This is a genomic window from Streptomyces sp. DSM 106670 (genome assembly GCF_055792845.1).
In genome coordinates this window covers 4,093,095-4,111,700 of the sequence record NZ_CM147704.1, presented here as the reverse complement: position 1 = coordinate 4,111,700, position 18,606 = coordinate 4,093,095, and the positions used below count along the sequence as shown (strand labels likewise).

The following is an 18,606-nucleotide window of genomic DNA, read 5'->3' as shown; positions in this document are numbered from 1 at the left end:
CCCTGACCGATGGGGACACACCTGCCGAGGAGCGCCCCGCATGAGCCTGACCCTGAGGACCATCAGCCGAGAGCAGCATCTGGCGTACATCCAGAGCCTGCCCTCGGCCAGTCACTGCCAGGTCCCGGCGTGGGCTGATGTGAAGACCGAATGGCGCTCGGAGAACCTGGGCTGGTTCGACAAGAACGGCGAGATCGTCGGCGCCGGCCTCGTCCTGTACCGCCAGCTGCCCAAGATCAAGCGTTACCTGGCGTACCTCCCCGAGGGCCCGGTCATCAACTGGTACGCACCGAACCTGGACGACTGGCTCCAGCCGATGCTCGCCCACCTCAAGCAGCAGGGCGCCTTCTCCGTGAAGATGGGCCCGCCGGTGGTCATCCGCCGCTGGGACTCCGCGGCCATCAAGTCCGGCATCCAGGACCCGGACGTGAAGCGCCTGCGCGACGTCGAGGCCACGCACATCGAGCCGCGCGCCTTCGAGGTCGCGGACCGGCTGCGGAAGATGGGCTGGCAGCAGGGCGAGGACGGCGGCGCCGGATTCGGTGACGTACAGCCCCGCTACGTCTTCCAGGTGCCGCTGGCCAACCGCTCGCTGGAGGACGTCCTCAAGGGCTTCAACCAGCTGTGGCGCCGCAACATCAAGAAGGCCGACAAGGCCGGCGTCGAGGTCGTCCAGGGCGGCTACGAGGACCTGGCCGAATGGCAGCGGCTCTACGAGATCACCGCCGTGCGCGACCACTTCCGGCCGCGCCCGCTCTCGTACTTCCAGCGCATGTGGACCGTCCTCAACTCCGAGGACCCCAACCGGATGCGGCTCTACTTCGCCCGCCACAACGGCGTGAACCTCTCCGCCGCCACGATGCTCGTCGTCGGCGGACACGTCTGGTACTCCTACGGCGCCTCCGACAACATCGGACGCGAGGTCCGGCCGTCGAACGCGATGCAGTGGCGCATGCTGCGCGACAGCTACGCGATGGGCGCGACCGTCTACGACCTGCGCGGGATCAGCGACTCGCTGGACGAGACCGACCACCTCTTCGGCCTGATCCAGTTCAAGGTCGGCACCGGCGGCGAGGCCGTCGAGTACGTCGGCGAGTGGGACTTCCCGCTCAACAAGCTGCTCCACAAGGCGCTCGACATCTATATGTCGCGCCGCTGACCGGCTTCACCACCTCTCGCGACACCCCCGTTCGTTCCCTGATCCACCGCAGCCACCAGAAAGGTTCCGGGCCGCCATGGCGCTCTCCCTCTACGTCGACACAGCGCGCTGGCGGGCGCACCAGAAGTCCGTGATCGACCAGTTCCCCGGTCTCGTACCCGTCTGCAAGGGCAACGGCTACGGCTTCGGCCACGAGCGCCTCGCCGACGAGACGATCCGCTTCGGGTCCGACACCCTCGCCGTCGGGACGACCTACGAGGCGGCCCGGATCAAGGACTGGTTCAGCGGCGACCTGCTCGTCCTGACCCCGTTCCGGCGCGGTGAGGAGCCCGTACCGCTGCCGGACCGCGTCATCCGGTCCGTCTCCTCCGTCGACGGGGTGCACGCCCTGGTCGGCGCCCGGGTCGTCATCGAGTGCATGAGCTCGATGAAGCGCCACGGCGTCAAGGAGGAGGAGCTCGGGCAGCTGCACGCGGCGATCGAGGACGTACGGCTCGAAGGCTTCGCCCTGCATCTGCCGCTGGACCGCACCGACGGCTCCGACGCCGTCGAGGAGGTCATCGGCTGGATGGACCGGCTGCGCGCGGCCCGGCTGCCGCTGCACACCATGTTCGTCAGCCATCTGCGCGCCGAGGAGCTGGCCCGGCTCCAGCAGCAGTTCCCGCAGACCCGCTTCCGGGCCCGTATCGGCACCCGGCTCTGGCTCGGCGACCACGAGGCCACCGAGTACCGGGGAGCCGTCCTGGACGTCACCCCCGTCGTCAAGGGCGACCGCTTCGGCTACCGCCAGCAGAAGACCGCGTCCGACGGCTGGCTGGTCGTCGTGGCCGGCGGTACGTCCCACGGGGTCGGCCTGGAGGCGCCCAAGGCGCTGCACGGCGTGATGCCGCGGGCCAAGGGCGTCGCCCGCGCGGGCCTGGCCACGGTCAACCGCAATCTGTCGCCGTTCGTCTGGGCGGGCAAGCAGCGGTGGTTCGCCGAGCCGCCGCACATGCAGGTGTCGATCCTGTTCGTGCCCTCGGACACCCAGGAGCCCCGGGTCGGTGACGAGCTGGTCGCCCATCTGCGCCACACGACCACCCAGTACGACCGGCTCGTCGACCGCTGAGCCGCCCGGGCGCGGCCCTGAGCGGCCGCGCCGGGCCCGTCAGCCGTCCCGGGTGGGCGTCGCGCCCCACTCCACCTGAGGTCCCGTGACCGCCGGCGCCGTGTGCCCGGACGGCCGGGCCTCGGGCGCCAGCACGAACGTGTCCGGAGCCCCGTCGAGGACTCCACCCGACGGATCGTCCGACCCGTCCCTGCGCACCGGGTCCTTCTCCGGCTGGAGGATGTCCCGGACGATCAGCGCGCACAGGTACAGCGTGCCCAGCAGGTGCAGGGCGATCGCGACCTGGTAGCCCTCCTGCGGCAGCCCCTGGTGCTTGTCCCCGCCGCTGGTGTACGCGAGGTAGAACCAGATCCCGAGGAAGTACATGACCTCGCAGGCCTGCCAGATGAGGAAGTCGCGCCAGCGCGGCCGGGCCAGGACGGCCAGCGGGATCAGCCACAGCACGTACTGCGGTGAGTAGACCTTGTTCGTCAGGATGAACGCGGCCACCACCAGGAACGCCAGCTGGGCGAAGCGCGGCCGGCGCGCCGCGGACAGCGCCAGGCCCGCGATGCCCGCGCAGAACACCACCATCAGGACGACCGACGCGGTGTTGACCGTCTCCACGTCGATGGGCTTGCCGGTGCGCTGGGTGATGATCAGCCAGAACGAGCCGAAGTCGATGGGCCGCTCCTGGCTGAAGGTGTAGAACTTCCGCCACCCTTCGGGCGCGAAGATCATCACCGGCAGGTTCACCACCAGCCAGGCGGACCCCGCGCCCAGCAGGGCCGTACCGAACTCGCGCCACCGGCCCGCCCGCCAGCAGAGCACCAGGAGCGGGCCGAGCAGCAGGACGGGGTAGAGCTTGGCGGCCGTCGCCAGGCCGATGAGGATGCCGAACGCGAGCACCCGGCCCCGGGACCACATGAGCATCGCCGCGGCCGTCAGAGCGACGGCCAGCAGGTCCCAGTTGATGGTCGCGGTGAGGACGAACGCGGGGGCCAGCGCGACCAGGAGACCGTCCCAGGGGCGGCGGCGGTGCGTACGGACGGTGCACACGGCGATGACGACCGCACAGATCATCAGCATGCCCGCGTTGACCATCCAGTACATCTGCTCGCGCTGCTGGATGGGGTCGCTGTCGGGCGTCAGCGTCAGCCAGGCCGCCACCTGCATGAACACCCCGGTCAGCACGGGGTACTCCAGGTACTGCATGTCGCCGCTCAGCCGGTCGAAGTACGGCACCAGGCCGTCGGCGAACCCGCGCCCCAGGAAGAGGTGCGGAATGTCGGAGTAGCAGGCGTGCGTGTACTGCGAGGTGGCCCCGCGGAACCAGGCCCATTCGTAACAGGGGATCTTCTGCACCATGCCGAGGGCGAACATCCCGATCATGACCAGCGCGACGACGCGCACCGGCGTGAGCGGACCGTCGCCGAGCCGCGCCCAGCGTCCCACCCGGCCGCCGAACAGCTCGCTGCCGGCCGCCGCGACCTCGTCCTGATCGGTGGGCCGCACGACGGGCCGCTCCTGGTGCACGCTCGTGTCTTCTGCGCTGGGGCTTGGCATGCCGCACATCCTGCCGTACGGGGCTGTGCCCGGGGCAAGGACCGCCCCGGGGACACGGCGGGGCGACCGGAACGCCGTGGACCGCCGGGAACGCGACGAGGGCCGTCGCACCCACATGGTGCGACGGCCCTCGTCACTGTGCTCGACCGGTCCGGCTATCCGGAGGTGCCCCAGATCGATCCGGTTCCGCCCTGGTTGCCGTTGGCTCCCTGGGCGCCGCCGTTGTCACTGCCGTCGGTGGCTCCGGAGTTGTCGCCCCCGCCGTCGGCTCCGCCGTTGTCCCCGCCGCCGTCGGCCCCGCCGTTCTGGCCTCCGCCGTCGGCCCCGGCGTTCTGGCCCCCGCCGTTGGACTCCTGGCAGTTCGGGTCGAAGAATCCGCAGGACTTGGTCGGCGTCGGCGTCGGGCTCGGAGTGGTCTGGGTCGGCGTCGGGGTCGGACTCGGCTCCTCCGAGGCCGTCTCCGAAGGCGTGGGACTGGGCGTCGGGCTCGGGCTGACCGCGCCACCGCCCCACACGACATCGCCCAGGTCCTTCGGCTCCGGGAAGGCGATGGCCTTCTTGCCCTTCATCGCCTCGGACATGTAGTCGTGCCAGATGGAGGCCGGGAACGAGGCTCCGTGGATCTTCTCCTCGCCACCCGTGCCGAACATCTTCAGGAACTCACGTTCCTTGTTCGTCTCGTCGTCGTCGAGCCGGAACATGCTGATGGCGGTCGAGACCTGCGGGGTGTACCCGACGAACCAGGCGGACCGGTTGCCGTCCGTCGTACCGGTCTTGCCCGCGACCTCACGGCCCTCCAGCTGGGCGGGCGTGCCCGTCCCGTTCTCCACGACGTTCTTCAGCACGTCCGTGACGTTGTCGGCGATGTCGGTGCTGAAGGCGCGCTTGGTCCTCTTCTGGTGCTTGAAGACGGTCTCGCCCCCCTTCTTCACCTCGGTCACCGAGTACGTGTCGTTCTGCTGGCCGCTCGTGGCGAAGGTGGCGTAGGAGCCCGCCATGCGGATGGCGCTGGGCGAGGAGGTGCCGATGGAGAACGAGGGAACGGTCGCGTCGGCCATGAAGGTGTCGTCCTTCAGACCGGAGGCGACGGCGACATCCTTGACCTTGTCCGTCCCGACGTCCATGCCGAGCTGCACGAACGGGGAGTTGGCGGACTGCTCCATGGCCGTCCGCAGGTCGATCTCACCGTAGTCCTTGCCGCCGTCGTTGGTCTGACGCCATTCCTCGTTGTCCTGATTCAGCCAGATCTTGCCCGTGTAGTCCTTGATCCGCAGCAGGTTGTCGCCGTTGTAGATGCTCTCCTGCGAGACCTGGGTGCGCTGGGATTCGCTCTGTTCCTTACCGCCGGACGGATCGCGCACGCCGTACTGCATGGCCGCGGCCAGCACGAACGGCTTCCACGTCGAACCGACCTGGGCACCCGTGGCGTCCGCGTTGTTCGTGAAGTGCGTGGTGGCGTCCTGACCGCCGTACGTGGCGATGATGGCGCCGGTCTTCGCGTCCACGGAGGCACCGCCGAACTCGACGTGCGTGTCCGTCTCGGGACGCTCCTTGGGCCGGATCTTGGCCTTGTAGACCTTGTTCACCGCCTTTTCGAGCTCCTGCACCCGCTTCTTCTGGAAGGTGGTGTGGATCTCGAAGCCGCCCAGTTCGAGCTGCTTGGCGTCGATGCCCTGGTCGTTGTTGGCGAGGAAGTACTTCTTGGCGAGATCCACCAGGTAGCCGGTCTGACCGCCCAGCTTGGCGTCCTTCTTCGGCGGCAGCGGATCCGGGAACTTCGTGTACTTGGCGCGGTCCGCCGCCGACATGCGCCCGTCCTTGACCTGCTCGTCGAGGATCCACGCCCAGCGTTCCTTGGCCCGCTTGGTGTTCTTCGCCGGGGTCGCGTTGGCCTTGTCGATGTCGATCGCGCCGGCCGGGTCGTAGTAGCTCGCACCCTTGAGCAAGGTGGCCAGGAAAGCGCACTCGCTCGCGTTCAGCTCGCCGGCGTCCTTGTTGTAGTACGTGCGGGCCGCCGCCTGCAGACCGGAGGCACCGCGTCCGTAGTAGGAGACGTTGAGGTAGCCCTTCATCACGTCTTCCTTCTTCATCTCACCGCCGACCTTGAGCGTGATGAAGAGTTCCTTGAACTTACGGGTGAGTGTCTGGTCCTGGGAGAGCCGGGAGTTCTTGACGTACTGCTGGGTGATGGTCGAGCCGCCCTGGGTCTCACCGCCCGTGGCCATGTTGAACAGCGCGCGCCCGATACCCATCGGGTCGATGCCGCGGTCCGAATCGAAGCTCTTGTTCTCGGCCGAGATCACGGCGTTGCGCATCGCTTCGGGGATCTGCTCGTACTTGAGCTCCTGGCGGTTGACCGCACCACCGGTCGCCACCATCTGCGTGCCGTCGGCCCAGTAGTAGACGTTGTTCTGGGCAGTTGCCGCCTCGTTTTCCTTCGGCATGGTCACGAGGGCGTACGAGACGCCCCCCACACCCATCAGCACACCGAGGAACCCCAGACAGAGCCCCGACACCAGCTTCCACGAGGGCACCCAGCGGCGGAACCCGTACTTGCCGTGGCGTGGGTAGTCGATGAAGCGCTTCTTGCCGGGGCCGCCGTTGTCACGCCCCCGGCCCCCCGGTCCGTCCGAACCTCCGCCGCCACCGCGTCGTCGGCCGCCACCGCCGCCCGCGCCCCCGGCGTCGGCGCCACGGCGTCGGCCGCCACGCTGGGCCGCTCGGCGGGCCTCGGCGCGACTGCCGTACTGACGCTCCTCACCACCGTGCGACTCGTAAGGCGATTCGGAAGGTGATGCCGAAGTTGCTCTGCGTGACGGGACTGCTCGGCGTCCGGTCGACTGCTGGGCGGCTCGTCTGGCCGCGGCCCGCCCGCCACCCTGTGACTGAGGCGATTTGCGACGGTGCTCGCTCATGGAACGACTACTCCTCGGGCAGGCGAGAGCGCCTGGAAGCGGCAGTTGAGATCCGGTCCCCCCGAATTACGGACAAGCCACTGCGGAAGGCTCATCCGCAGCGCATCCGGCAGTCCGCGAAGACTGACGCGCGAGAGCGCCTCGCGGTTCCCGGTGGTCTGCATGCCGCACAGACTACGCACGGTCAAAACCCGCCTAGGGCCGAACTTCACCCCAAACAACGCAAGTCGAACCCTGGGAATCGTCGATGTGACGCCGTTCACGAAGGTCACCCTTGTCGAACAGGTCGGAGCGATCTATCGTGCTGATGTATCGAGTCGATACATCAGCACGGCATAAGTACGCCGGTGATTCCGGTGGACCGTGCCGACAGAAGCAGCGGGAGAAGGAGGAGGCACCGGTGAGCCGACGCTCCGGCATCCTCGAGTTCGCCGTTCTCGGCCTGCTCCGCGAATCGCCGATGCACGGCTATGAGCTGCGCAAACGCCTCAACACTTCGCTGGGGATCTTCCGTGCTTTCAGCTACGGAACCCTCTACCCCTGCCTCAAGACGCTGGTCGCCAGCGGCTGGTTGATCGAGGAGCCCGCCAGTGACGCGGCGGACACCGCGCCGGTCACCGGACGCGCGGCCGCTTCCTCCTCCTCACTGACGGGACGCCGGGCGAAGATCGTCTACCGGTTGACGGCAGAAGGTAAGGAGCACTTCGAGGAGCTGCTGTCGCACACCGGTCCGGACTCCTGGGAGGACGAGCACTTCGCAGCGCGCTTCGCCTTCTTCGGCCAGACCGAGCGCGATGTGCGGATGCGGGTTCTGGAAGGCCGGCGCAGCCGGCTGGAGGAGCGCCTGGAGAAGATGCGCGCCTCTCTCGCCCGCACCCGCGAACGACTCGACGACTACACGCTTGAGCTGCAGCGACACGGCATGGAGTCCGTGGAGCGCGAAGTGCGCTGGCTGAACGAGCTCATCGAGAGCGAGCGGTCGGGACGGGATCGGCGACGATCCTCACCCGAAGGCTCCGCTCAGCAGGACACACCTGGAGAGACGGGCGGCCTGCCCCGGCATCGGGACAACACCCCGCCGGATCCGTCCGACGACACCGCCAAGTGAAGTCATCGCACTCCGCGGCGACTTCATCGGAAACACCGATTACACAGGGAGCAACCGGAATGGGTTCGGTTCGCGTAGCCATCGTAGGCGTGGGCAACTGCGCCGCCTCGCTGGTGCAGGGCGTCGAGTACTACAAGGACGCCGATCCGGCCGGCAAGGTGCCCGGTCTGATGCACGTCCAGTTCGGCGATTACCACGTCAGCGACGTCGAGTTCGTCGCCGCCTTCGACGTCGACGCGAAGAAGGTCGGCCTCGACCTCGCGGACGCCATCGGCGCCAGCGAGAACAACACCATCAAGATCGCGGACGTGCCGAACACGGGCGTGACCGTCCAGCGCGGCCACACCCACGACGGTCTCGGCAAGTACTACCGCGAGACGATCGAGGAGTCCGCGGACGCCCCGGTCGACATCGTCCAGGTCCTCAAGGACAAGCAGGTCGACGTTCTCGTCTGCTACCTGCCCGTCGGTTCCGAGGTCGCTGCGAAGTTCTACGCGCAGTGCGCCATCGACGCCAAGGTCGCGTTCGTCAACGCTCTCCCGGTCTTCATCGCCGGCACCAAGGAGTGGGCGGACAAGTTCACCGAGGCCGGTGTCCCGATCGTCGGCGACGACATCAAGTCCCAGGTGGGCGCCACCATCACGCACCGCGTGATGGCGAAGCTCTTCGAGGACCGCGGTGTCATCCTGGACCGCACGATGCAGCTGAACGTCGGCGGCAACATGGACTTCAAGAACATGCTCGAGCGGGAGCGCCTGGAGTCCAAGAAGATCTCGAAGACGCAGGCCGTCACCTCGCAGATCCGTGACCGTGAGCTCGGTGCGGACAACGTCCACATCGGCCCCTCGGACTACGTGGCCTGGCTGGACGACCGCAAGTGGGCGTACGTGCGCCTCGAGGGCCGCGCGTTCGGCGACGTTCCGCTGAACCTGGAGTACAAGCTCGAGGTGTGGGACTCCCCGAACTCGGCCGGTGTCATCATCGACGCCGTCCGCGCCGCGAAGATCGCCAAGGACCGCGGCATCGGCGGCCCGATCCTCTCGGCTTCGAGCTACTTCATGAAGAGCCCGCCCGTGCAGTACTTCGACGACGAGGCCCGCGAGAACGTCGAGAAGTTCATCAAGGGCGAGACCGAGCGCTGAACCGGCCTTCTCGGCCGACAGCCACACCGGAGTGCTGAGCGGAGACGCTCACCTCTTCCTGCCGCACGTCGGGGGTCCCCGGGCAATCCGCCCGTGGACCCCCGACGTGTGTGACGCTTGCTCCCATGTCTGTCGCGCGTGATCTGCGCACCCTGCTGCGCCTGCGGAACTTCCGCCGCCTGCTCACCGTGCGGCTCCTGTCGCAGTCCGCCGACGGCGTCTACCAGGTCGCCCTCGCCACGTATGTCGTCTTCTCCCCGGAGAAGCAGACATCGGCCGCCGCCATCGCCTCCGCGATGGCCGTGCTCCTGCTGCCCTACTCCCTGATCGGCCCGTTCGCGGGGGTGCTGCTGGACCGCTGGCCCCGACGTCAGGTCTTCCTCTACGGAAACCTCCTGCGGGCAGCCCTGGCCTGCTCCACGGCGCTCCTGATCCTCGCCTCGGTGCCCGACTGGCTCTTCTACGCCTCGGCCCTCTGCGTCACCGCCGTCAACCGTTTCGTGCTGGCCGGCCTCTCCGCCGCCCTGCCCCGGGTGGTCGACACCGAACGCCTCGTCGTCGCCAACTCCCTCTCCCCGACCGCCGGCACCCTGGCGGCGACCGCGGGAGGCGGACTCGCCTTCGTCGTGCGACTGGTGGCCGACGAGTCCGACGCGGCGGTCGTGCTGCTGGGGTCGATGCTCTACCTGCTGTCCGCGCTGGCGTCCCTGAGCCTGCCCCGGGCCCTGCTGGGGCCGGACACCGACGGGAGCCCCCTGCGGCTGCGGGCGGCTCTGGCCGTCACCGCGCGCGGGCTCGTCGCCGGGCTGCGGCATCTGGCACAGCGCAGCCACGCGGCCCGGGCACTGGCCGCGATGACCGTGATCCGCTTCTGCTACGGCGCTCTCACCGTGATGGTGCTCATGCTGTGCCGCTATGCCTGGTCGGACACCGAATCCGACGGGCTGGCCCTGCTCGGCCTGGCGGTCGGGGTGTCCGGCGCGGGGTTCTTCGTCGCCGCCGTCCTCACCCCGTGGGCCGTGGGGCTCCTCGGCCGGTACGGGTGGATCGTGGGCTGCGCCGGGGCCGCGGCCGTCCTGGTGCCCGCCCTGGGCCTCTCCTTCGCCCCCGTCCCGATGCTGATCGCCGCGTTCGTGCTCGGCGTCGTGACCCAGGGGTCGAAGATCGCGACCGACACGGTCGTACAGACCTCGGTCGACGACTCCTTCCGCGGCCGGGTCTTCTCGCTCTACGACGTGCTCTTCAACGTCGCGTTCGTGAGCGCCGCGGGAGTGGCGGCCCTGATGCTCCCGCCGGACGGCAGATCGGTCTCCGTCGTGGCGGTCGTGGCGGTGCTGTACGCGGTGGTGGCGGTGACGATGTTCCGCTGGCGGCGCACCGATGCCCGCCGGTAGCCGCTCGTGGATGTGGCGAGGGGCGTTGTTTCACGTGAAACAACGCCCCTCGCCACATCCGGCCGGTGATGTTTCACGTGAAACATCACCCCGTCGGACTCAGTCCTGCCGCGCCCACCACTCCTTGAGCGCCGCCACCGCGGCGTCCCGTTCCATGGGCCCGTGCTCCAGGCGCAGCTCCAGCAGGAAGCCGTACGCCTTGCCGATCACCGGCCCGGGGCCGACCTCCAGGATCTGCATGATCTCGTTGCCGTCCAGGTCGGGGCGGATCGAGTCGAGCTCCTCCTGCTCCTGCAGCAGGGCGATGCGCTCCTCCAGCCCGTCGTAGGTGCGGGAGAGCGCGTTCGCCTTGCGCTTGTTCCGAGTCGTGCAGTCCGACCGGGTGAGCTTGTGGAGACGCTCCAGCAGCGGCCCCGCGTCGCGCACGTACCGGCGCACCGCGGAGTCGGTCCACTCGCCGTCGCCGTACCCGTGGAAGCGCAGATGCAGCTCCACCAGCTTCGACACATCCTTGACCAGCTCGTTGGAGTACTTGAGCTCGGTCATGCGCTTCTTCGTCATCTTCGCGCCCACCACCTCGTGATGGTGGAAGGAGACCCTGCCGTCCTTCTCGAAGCGGCGGGTCCTCGGCTTGCCGATGTCGTGGAGCAGCGCGGCGAGACGCAGTACGAGGTCGGGGCCGTTCTCCTCCAGATCGATGGCCTGCTCCAGGACGGTCAGCGAGTGCTCGTAGACGTCCTTGTGGCGGTGATGCTCGTCACTCTCCAGGCGCAGCGCGGGAAGCTCGGGCAGCACATGCTCGGCCAGCCCCGTGTCGACCAGGAGTCCCAGACCCTTGCGCGGGTGCTGGGAGAGCAGCAGCTTGTTGAGTTCGTCGCGGACCCGCTCGGCGGAGACGATCCCGATCCGCTCGGACATCTCCGTCATGGCGGTGACGACCTCGGGGGCGACCTCGAAGTCGAGCTGCGCGGCGAAGCGGGCCGCGCGCAGCATGCGCAGCGGGTCGTCGGAGAAGGACTCCTCGGGCGTGCCCGGCGTGCGCAGCACCCGCTCGGCGAGGTCCTTCAGGCCGCCGTACGGATCGACGAACTCCTTCTGCGGCAGGGCCACGGCCATGGCGTTGACCGTGAAGTCGCGGCGCACGAGGTCGTCCTCGATGGAGTCGCCGTAGGAGACCTCCGGCTTGCGCGAGGTCCGGTCGTACGCCTCCGACCGGTAGGTCGTGACCTCGATCTGGTAGCCGTCCTTCTGGGAGCCGACGGTGCCGAAGGCGATCCCGACCTCCCACACCGAGTCGGCCCAGGGGCGGACGATCTTGAGCACATCGTCGGGGCGGGCATCGGTGGTGAAGTCCAGGTCGTTCCCGAGCCTGCCCAGCAGCGCGTCGCGGACCGAGCCGCCGACCAGCGCGAGGCCGAATCCGGCCTCCTGGAATCGACGGGCGAGGTCGTCGGCGACCGGGGACACCCGCAGCAGCTCACTCACCGCGCGGTGCTGCACCTGGCTCAGGGCACTGGCGTTCTCTTCGTTGGCGTTCGGCACAACAGAAAAGGGTACGTGCCCCGACCGCCCGCGGCGTCATCGTTTACGGGGACCCTGCGGCACACCGGCGATCATGTGCGACGGACCCCAGCACTTCGGCCCGCCGCACCTCGTTACCATGCGGGGACGCAGGACCGAACGATCGACAGCATCTGACGACGAAGAGGGACGGGTAGGCGCGTGGCCGAGGCGGCAGACTTCCGGGGGACGCGTCCGTCCCCTGCCCGCCGGTGGCTCCGGCGCACGGCCTCCGCGGTGCTGGGAGCACCGCTGCTGGCCGGTCTCCTGGCCGTTCCGGCCGCCGGTGCCGCCCCGGCCGCCGAGCCCGCCAAGGCCCCCACAGGCTCCCGTACGGTCGATGTGTCCCTGGACACGCTCTCCCCGAGCGTTCCCACGGAGGACGACACCCTGACCGTCTCCGGAACGCTCACCAACAAGGGCAAGGAGACGATCAGCAGCGCCGAGGTCGATCTGCGGGTCGGCCCCCGGCTCTCCGGCCGGGGAGAGGTCGACGACGCCGCCAAGCGCTCCGGGTACCTTCCCGGCGCCGACCCGGTCACCGTCGGGGACAAGTACACGGTGAAGTTCCCCAAGCTCGCCAAGGGGATCAGCCAGGACTTCACGCTCACCGTGCCCGTCGACAAGCTGGGCCTGGACGACCCGGGCGTCTATCAGCTCGGCGTCTCGGTCTCCGGCCGGACGACCACCGCCCCCTACGAGCAGGTGCTGGGCATCGAGCGCTCGTTCCTGCCCTGGCAGCCCGAGGCGAGCGACAGCCGGACGAAGCTCACCTTCCTCTGGCCGCTGATCGCTTCTCCCCATGTCACGGCGGAGACCCGCTCGGACGAGCAGCAGACCCCCGTCTTCGCCAACGACGACCTGGCCAAGGAGCTGGCGCCCGGCGGCCGGCTGGAGCAGATGGTGTCCCTGGGCAGCCGGCTCCCCGTCACCTGGGTCGTCGACCCGGACCTCCTGGCGAGCGTCGCGGCGATGGCCGGGAAGTACGAGGTCGAGTCGGGTGACACGACCGTCCCGGGCAAGAACCAGAACGTCGCCAAGCAGTGGCTCACCGCCCTGGAGAAGGTGGTGGAGGACGGCAAGGTGATCGCCCTGCCGTTCGCCGACCCGGACCTGGCCTCCATCGCGCACCGCGGCAAGAACGTCTCCGGAACGCTCAGCCATCTGCAGAACGCCTCGGCGGTGGCCGCGACCACGGTGGAGACCATCCTCCATGTGAAGCCGTCCACCGACTTCGCCTGGCCCGTGAACGGCGCGGTGGACTCCTCCATCGTCGATGTGGCGACCTCGGCGGGCGCCCACAACGTGATCGCCCGCAGCGACAGCTTCCGGGAGACCGCGGGGCTTCCCTACACGCCGACCTCGGCGCGGCCGATCGGCGGCGGCACCACCGCCGTCGTCGCGGACGCCCGGCTGTCGACCCTGTTCGACGGCGACATGTCGAGGGCGGGCGCCGCCACCCTCGCGGTCCAGCGGTTCCTCGCCCAGACCCTCGCGCTGACCGAGCAGGCGCCCGACAACGAGCGCAGTATCGTCGTGGCCCCGCCGCGGATGCCCACCGCCGCACAGGCCCAGACGATGGCCCGCGCCCTGGAGGGCCTGTCGGGCAACCGCTGGACGCAGCCCCTCGACCTCGTCTCCGCCGCCGAGGTGAAGCCCGACCCGAAGGCCACCGCCAAGGTCCCCCGGGCCGCCGCCTACCCGAAGAAGCTCCGCGCCCAGGAACTGCCGACACAGGCCTTCCAGGACATCCGCACCACCCAGAGCTCGCTCGACAGCTTCGAGACGATCCTGACCCAGCCCGAGCGCGTGGTGACGCCCTTCGGCAACGCCGTCAACCGTTCGATGTCGACATCCTGGCGCGGCCAGGCACTGGAGGCGCAGCGGTACCGGGACGCGGTCCGCGACTATCTGCAGAGCCTCACCTCCGAGGTGCAGCTCATCAAGAAGTCCGACGTCACCCTCTCCGGACGCAGCGCGACGATCCCGGTCACCGTGCAGAACAAGCTGGTGCAGGGCGTGGACCGGCTCGTTCTCAAGCTGACCTCGGACAACATCCGGCTCAAGTTCAACGACGACGGATCCATGGCCGAACTGCCGGTCAGCATCGCCGGCGGGCACAGCCAGTCGGTGAAGTTCGACACGGCGACCAGCGCCAACGGCCGGGCCCAGGTGACCGCACGGCTGTACACCGAGGACGGCACCCAGTACGGCGAAGAGATGACCTTCACCGTGAAGGTCTCCGAGGTCACGCCCACCGTGCTGCTCGTGATCGCCGGCGGACTGCTGCTCCTGGTGCTGGCGGGCATCAGGATGTACAGCCACCGCAAGCGCGCCGTGGCAAGCGACACGGCGAACGGCAACGGCGACGAACCCGAGCAGCCGAGTGACCCGACTCCGGACACCGGTCCGGAAAGCGGGGCCCCGTCGGGAACGGGTGAGAAAGTGGACCGTTGAGCGATGTCTGTCGTGGCCGGTCGGCCGGGGACGATGAGGTAGGGGTTTCGATGAACGCGCCGTACGACGGTGACCGCGGGCAGGGCGCGGGCGGAGCAGCGTCTCCGGGCGGGCCTCCGGTTCCTCCGGGCGCGGGCCAGGACGGCCCCGTGCCGCCGGACCCGTACCTCCAGCACGCCTACGAGGACGACCCCTACCGAGCGCAGGACCTGGCCGCCCAGGACCCGGTGGGCGAGGCGCTCTACGACCGTGCCGCGCACCCTCCGCCGCCTCCCGGCACCTACCAGGAGCCGGCGCCGCTCTACCAGCAGCCGCCCGCCGCCCCGTACGCCCCCGACCCGCGCATCTGGGCCCAGACCCCGCCCCCCGAGCCGGCGGGGCCCTCCCGGCACCTGCCGTACGGGGACCGCCCGGCGACCACGCAGTTCGTCGGCGTCGACGCCCTCGTCACCCAGGCCTCGGACGACCGGCAGGAGCCGGACGCCTTCGCCCACCTCTTCCGGGACCAGGAAGGCTCGGGCAAGCCTCCGGTACCGCCCCAGCCCGAACCGGCCCCGGCACCCGCGCCCGCAAAAGGCGGCGGCGGCAAGGTCTCCGGGCTCCTCAAGTCCAGCGCGGTCATGGCCGCCGGCACCCTCGTCTCCCGGCTGACCGGCTTCGTCCGGTCCCTGGTGATCACCGCCGCGCTCGGCGCCGCGATGCTCGGCGACAGCTTCACCATCGCGTACACCCTGCCGACGATGATCTACATCCTCACCGTCGGCGGCGGCCTGAACTCGGTCTTCGTCCCCCAGCTCGTCCGCGCCATGAAGGACGACGAGGACGGCGGCGAGGCCTTCGCCAACCGGCTCCTGACCCTGGTGATGGTCGCCCTCGGCCTGATCGTCGCCGCCGCGGTCCTCGTGGCGCCGGTGCTGATCCAGCTGATGTCCAACACGATCGCCGACGACGTCGCCGCCAACAGCGTGGCCGTCACCTTCGCCCGGTACTGCCTGCCCACCATCTTCTTCATGGGTGTGCATGTGGTGATGGGTCAGATCCTCAACGCCCGCGGCAAGTTCGGCGCGATGATGTGGACCCCGGTCCTGAACAACATCGTCATGATCATCACGTTCGGGCTGTTCATCTGGGTCTACGGCACCTCCGCCGAATCGCGGATGGGCGTCGACACCATCCCGCCGGAGGGCATCCGGCTGCTCGGCATCGGCACCCTGCTCGGCCTCGTCGTCCAGTCACTGGCGATGATCCCGTACCTCCGCGAGACGGGCTTCCGCTTCCGTCCCCGGTTCGACTGGAAGGGCCACGGGCTCGGCAAGACCGTCAAGCTGGCCAAGTGGACCGTGCTGTTCGTCCTGGCCAACCAGGCGGGCGTCCTGGTCGTCACCCAGCTCGCCACCGCGGCGGGCAAGCTCTCCGGCAAGGACGGCACCGGGTTCCTCGCCTACTCCAACGCCCAGCTGATCTGGGGCATGCCGCAGGCCATCATCACCGTCTCCGTCATGGCCGCGCTGCTGCCCCGCATCTCCCGCGCCGCCCACGACAACGACCCCGGTGCGGTCCGCGACGACATCTCGCAGGGGCTGCGCAACTCGGCCGTCGCCATCGTGCCGGTGGCCTTCACCTTCCTCGCCCTCGGCCTGCCGATGTGCACCCTGCTGTACGCCTCCAGCGGCGCCGAGGCGGCCCGATCCATGGGCTTCATCCTCATGGCCTTCGCCCTCGGTCTGATCCCGTACTCCGTGCAGTACGTGGTGCTCCGCGGGTTCTACGCCTACGAGGACACCCGGACCCCCTTTTACAACACCGTCATCGTGGCCGCCGTCAACGCCGCCGCCTCCGCGCTCTGTTACGTCGTCCTGCCCGCCCGCTGGGCCGTCGTCGGCATGGCCTTCTCCTACGGGCTGGCCTACGCGGTCGGCGTCGGCGTCGCCTGGCGCCGGCTGAGCAAGCGGCTGGGCGGCGACCTGGACGGCGCGCACATCGTCCGGACCTACGCCCGCCTCTGCATGGCCGCGGTGCCCGCCGCCCTGGTCGGCGGCGCCGTCGGATTCGGGATCCTGGAATTCGTCGGCACCGGCGCTCTCGGCTCGCTGGCCGCACTGATCTGCGGCGGCATCCTCCTCCTGGGCATCTTCTTCGTCGCGGCGAAGAAGATGCGCATCGAAGAGGTCAACGGCCTGGTCGGCATGGTCCGTGGACGGCTCGGACGCTGAATGAGCACCCGCCCGCACAACCATCTCCGCACTCCGCGTGTCGTGCATAGCGCTGGAGTGTGGGCACAATTGGCGTGACTGTGCAGAGCTGGCTGGCATCGCGCAACGGATGGGGAGGCAGGAACGACGGTGGCGGAACGTAGCACGGCCGCCGTCGACGTGGCCGACAACAGCGGCGACGAGCCGCTGACCGCCAAGGCGGACGAGGCCACGACCGACGGGACGGCGCAAGCCGAGGACACCAAGGGCGCGAGCTCCGAGGACACCGAGAACACGGGCGGTGGGCAGGAGCGTTCCGAGGCCGTTCCGGCATCGCCCGACCTGCACAGCGGTCACAAACTCGCCGGGCGCTACCGGCTGGAGGAGTGCGTCACCCGTCTGGACGGCTTCAGCAGCTGGCGCGCGGTCGACGAGAAGCTCCGCCGGGCGGTGGGCGTCCATCTGCTGCCCGCCGACCACCCGCGGGCCCGCTCGGTGCTGGCCGCCGCCCGCTCCTCGGCCCTGCTCGGCGACCCCGCTTCGTCCAGGTCCTGGACGCCGTCGAGGAGAACGACCTCGTCTACGTGGTCCACGAATGGCTGCCGGACGCCACCGAGCTCACCGCTCTGCTGGCCGCCGGGCCGATGGAGGCCCACGACGCCTACCAGCTCGTCAGCCAGCTCTCCCAGGCGATGGCCGCCGCCCACCGCGAAGGCCTGTCCCATCTGCGTCTCACCCCCGGCGCGGTCCTGCGCAGCTCCACCGGGCAGTACCGCATCCGCGGCCTCGCCGTGAACGCCGCCCTGCGCGGCATCACCGCCGAACGCCCCCTCCGTACGGACACCGAGGCCATCGGCGCCCTGCTGTACGCCGCGCTGACCCACCGCTGGCCGTACGGAAGCGACGCCCACGGGCTCTCCGGGCTGCCCAAGGGCATGGGACTCATCGCCCCGGACCAGGTCCGGGCCGGCGTCCACCGCGGCCTCTCCGAGCTCGCCATGCGGGCGCTCGCCAACGACGGCGCCACCGCCTCCCGGCAGGAACCGCCCTGCACCACCCCGGACGAGCTGGCCAAGGCTGTCGCGGCCATGCCGCGCATCCTTCCCCCGGAGCCCACGTTCACCGCGCCTCCGGCGTACCAGCGCACGACCTATCAGCAGGGCACGTACGGGCGCCCGTCCTCCCATCCGTCCGCGGTCACCCAGCCCGTCATGCCGGTCCCTCCGGCCCCCCTGCAGAGCCGTACCGGCCGCGTGCTCAAGTGGACCGTCTCGGCGCTCCTCATCGCCGCGCTGGGCCTCGGCAGCTGGCAGCTCGCGGAGGCGCTGCTCGACCGGACCAAGGGCTCCGACGACACCGGCGTCTCCGAGCCGAACGAGGACGACAAGAACAAGGACGACAAGCCCGCGCCGTCCGCCGAACCCCTGGACATCGCGGGGGCCACGGAGTTCATGCCCGACGGCTCCGGCATCAAGCAGCGGGACGTGCCGAACACCATTGACGGCGATACCGGCACCGCCTGGGTCACCCCGCGGTACGAGACCTTCGCCAACTTCGGCAACCTCCCCCAGCGCAAGCAGGGCAGCGGAATCATCGTCGACCTCGGCAAGGTACGGGACGTCTCCGGCGTCGACGTGTCCATGTACCGGAAGGGGCAGACGACGACCGTGCTCGCCGCGTCGCCGGACGCCTCGTCCCCGTCCACGACGGCCGACTTCGACCAGCCGATCGTCAAACGGACCGTGGCGGGTTCGAAGCTGCAGGAGAAGCTCGACAAGCCCGTCCGCACCCGCTACGTCCTGATCCACGTCACGGAGCTCCCGTCGGACGGAACGGGCGGCTACCGGGGCGGCATCAGCGAGATCTCCGTCCTCGGCTGATCCACCGCCCCGATACTGTGGGGCGGACCGTTCCCACCGAGCGACCGCGACGCCGAGGGTTGCGGCCGTCACACCCGTGACGGCAGGCTTCTCCCCGTCGCACCGCTTCACCGGGCGCGGTTCGTCCATGACATCGGATCCGGTTC

Annotated in this window: 10 protein-coding genes and 1 pseudogene; 8 read left to right on the top strand and 3 right to left on the bottom strand. The window is 69.4% G+C overall.

The window, feature by feature from the left end:
* Positions 1–40 precede the first annotated feature (40 nt).
* On the top strand, positions 41–1,159 hold the full coding sequence (locus ACSMXR_RS18175; RefSeq protein WP_030077277.1) for a lipid II:glycine glycyltransferase FemX: 1,119 nt from the start codon (positions 41–43) through the stop codon (positions 1,157–1,159).
* Between the two features lie 76 nt (positions 1,160–1,235).
* Positions 1,236–2,267: an alanine racemase gene (locus ACSMXR_RS18170; RefSeq protein WP_473169412.1), complete on the top strand. Its 1,032-nt coding sequence runs from the start codon at positions 1,236–1,238 to the stop codon at positions 2,265–2,267.
* A gap of 39 nt (positions 2,268–2,306) precedes the next feature.
* Here ACSMXR_RS18170 and ACSMXR_RS18165 read toward each other — a convergent pair whose 3' ends face one another.
* On the bottom strand, positions 2,307–3,821 hold the full coding sequence (locus ACSMXR_RS18165) for a glycosyltransferase family 87 protein (RefSeq protein ID WP_170994423.1): 1,515 nt from the start codon (positions 3,819–3,821) through the stop codon (positions 2,307–2,309).
* A gap of 146 nt (positions 3,822–3,967) precedes the next feature.
* Positions 3,968–6,727 carry a transglycosylase domain-containing protein gene (locus tag ACSMXR_RS18160; protein WP_473169411.1) on the bottom strand — a complete coding sequence of 920 codons (2,760 nt, stop codon included), beginning with the start codon at positions 6,725–6,727 and terminating at the stop codon, positions 3,968–3,970.
* Positions 6,728–7,127: 400 nt separating this feature from the next.
* Here ACSMXR_RS18160 and ACSMXR_RS18155 point away from each other — a divergent pair, with 400 nt between their 5' ends.
* From ACSMXR_RS18155 to ACSMXR_RS18145, 3 genes are all read left to right on the top strand, one after another.
* On the top strand, positions 7,128–7,835 hold the full coding sequence (locus ACSMXR_RS18155; RefSeq protein WP_473169410.1) for a PadR family transcriptional regulator: 708 nt from the start codon (positions 7,128–7,130) through the stop codon (positions 7,833–7,835).
* 59 nt (positions 7,836–7,894) lie between these two features.
* Positions 7,895–8,977, top strand: coding sequence for an inositol-3-phosphate synthase (locus tag ACSMXR_RS18150; RefSeq protein WP_137229440.1), 1,083 nt, complete (start codon positions 7,895–7,897; stop codon positions 8,975–8,977).
* Positions 8,978–9,102: 125 nt separating this feature from the next.
* Positions 9,103–10,371, top strand: coding sequence for an MFS transporter (locus ACSMXR_RS18145; protein WP_473169409.1), 1,269 nt, complete (start codon positions 9,103–9,105; stop codon positions 10,369–10,371).
* A gap of 99 nt (positions 10,372–10,470) precedes the next feature.
* Here ACSMXR_RS18145 and ACSMXR_RS18140 read toward each other — a convergent pair whose 3' ends face one another.
* Positions 10,471–11,913 carry a CCA tRNA nucleotidyltransferase gene (locus tag ACSMXR_RS18140; protein WP_473169408.1) on the bottom strand — a complete coding sequence of 481 codons (1,443 nt, stop codon included), beginning with the start codon at positions 11,911–11,913 and terminating at the stop codon, positions 10,471–10,473.
* A gap of 180 nt (positions 11,914–12,093) precedes the next feature.
* Between ACSMXR_RS18140 and ACSMXR_RS18135 the strand changes: the two genes are divergently transcribed.
* The 3 genes and pseudogenes from ACSMXR_RS18135 (at position 12,094) to ACSMXR_RS18125 (ending at position 18,460) form a co-directional block, all read left to right on the top strand.
* Positions 12,094–14,388 (top strand): DUF6049 family protein, encoded by a 2,295-nt coding sequence (locus ACSMXR_RS18135; protein WP_137229434.1) that lies wholly within the window; start codon positions 12,094–12,096, stop codon positions 14,386–14,388.
* Between the two features lie 50 nt (positions 14,389–14,438).
* Positions 14,439–16,601: a murein biosynthesis integral membrane protein MurJ gene (gene murJ, locus ACSMXR_RS18130; RefSeq protein ID WP_376185870.1), complete on the top strand. Its 2,163-nt coding sequence runs from the start codon at positions 14,439–14,441 to the stop codon at positions 16,599–16,601.
* A gap of 129 nt (positions 16,602–16,730) precedes the next feature.
* Positions 16,731–18,460 (top strand): annotated as a pseudogene (locus tag ACSMXR_RS18125) (protein kinase family protein).
* The last annotated feature ends 146 nt before the right edge of the window (positions 18,461–18,606 follow it).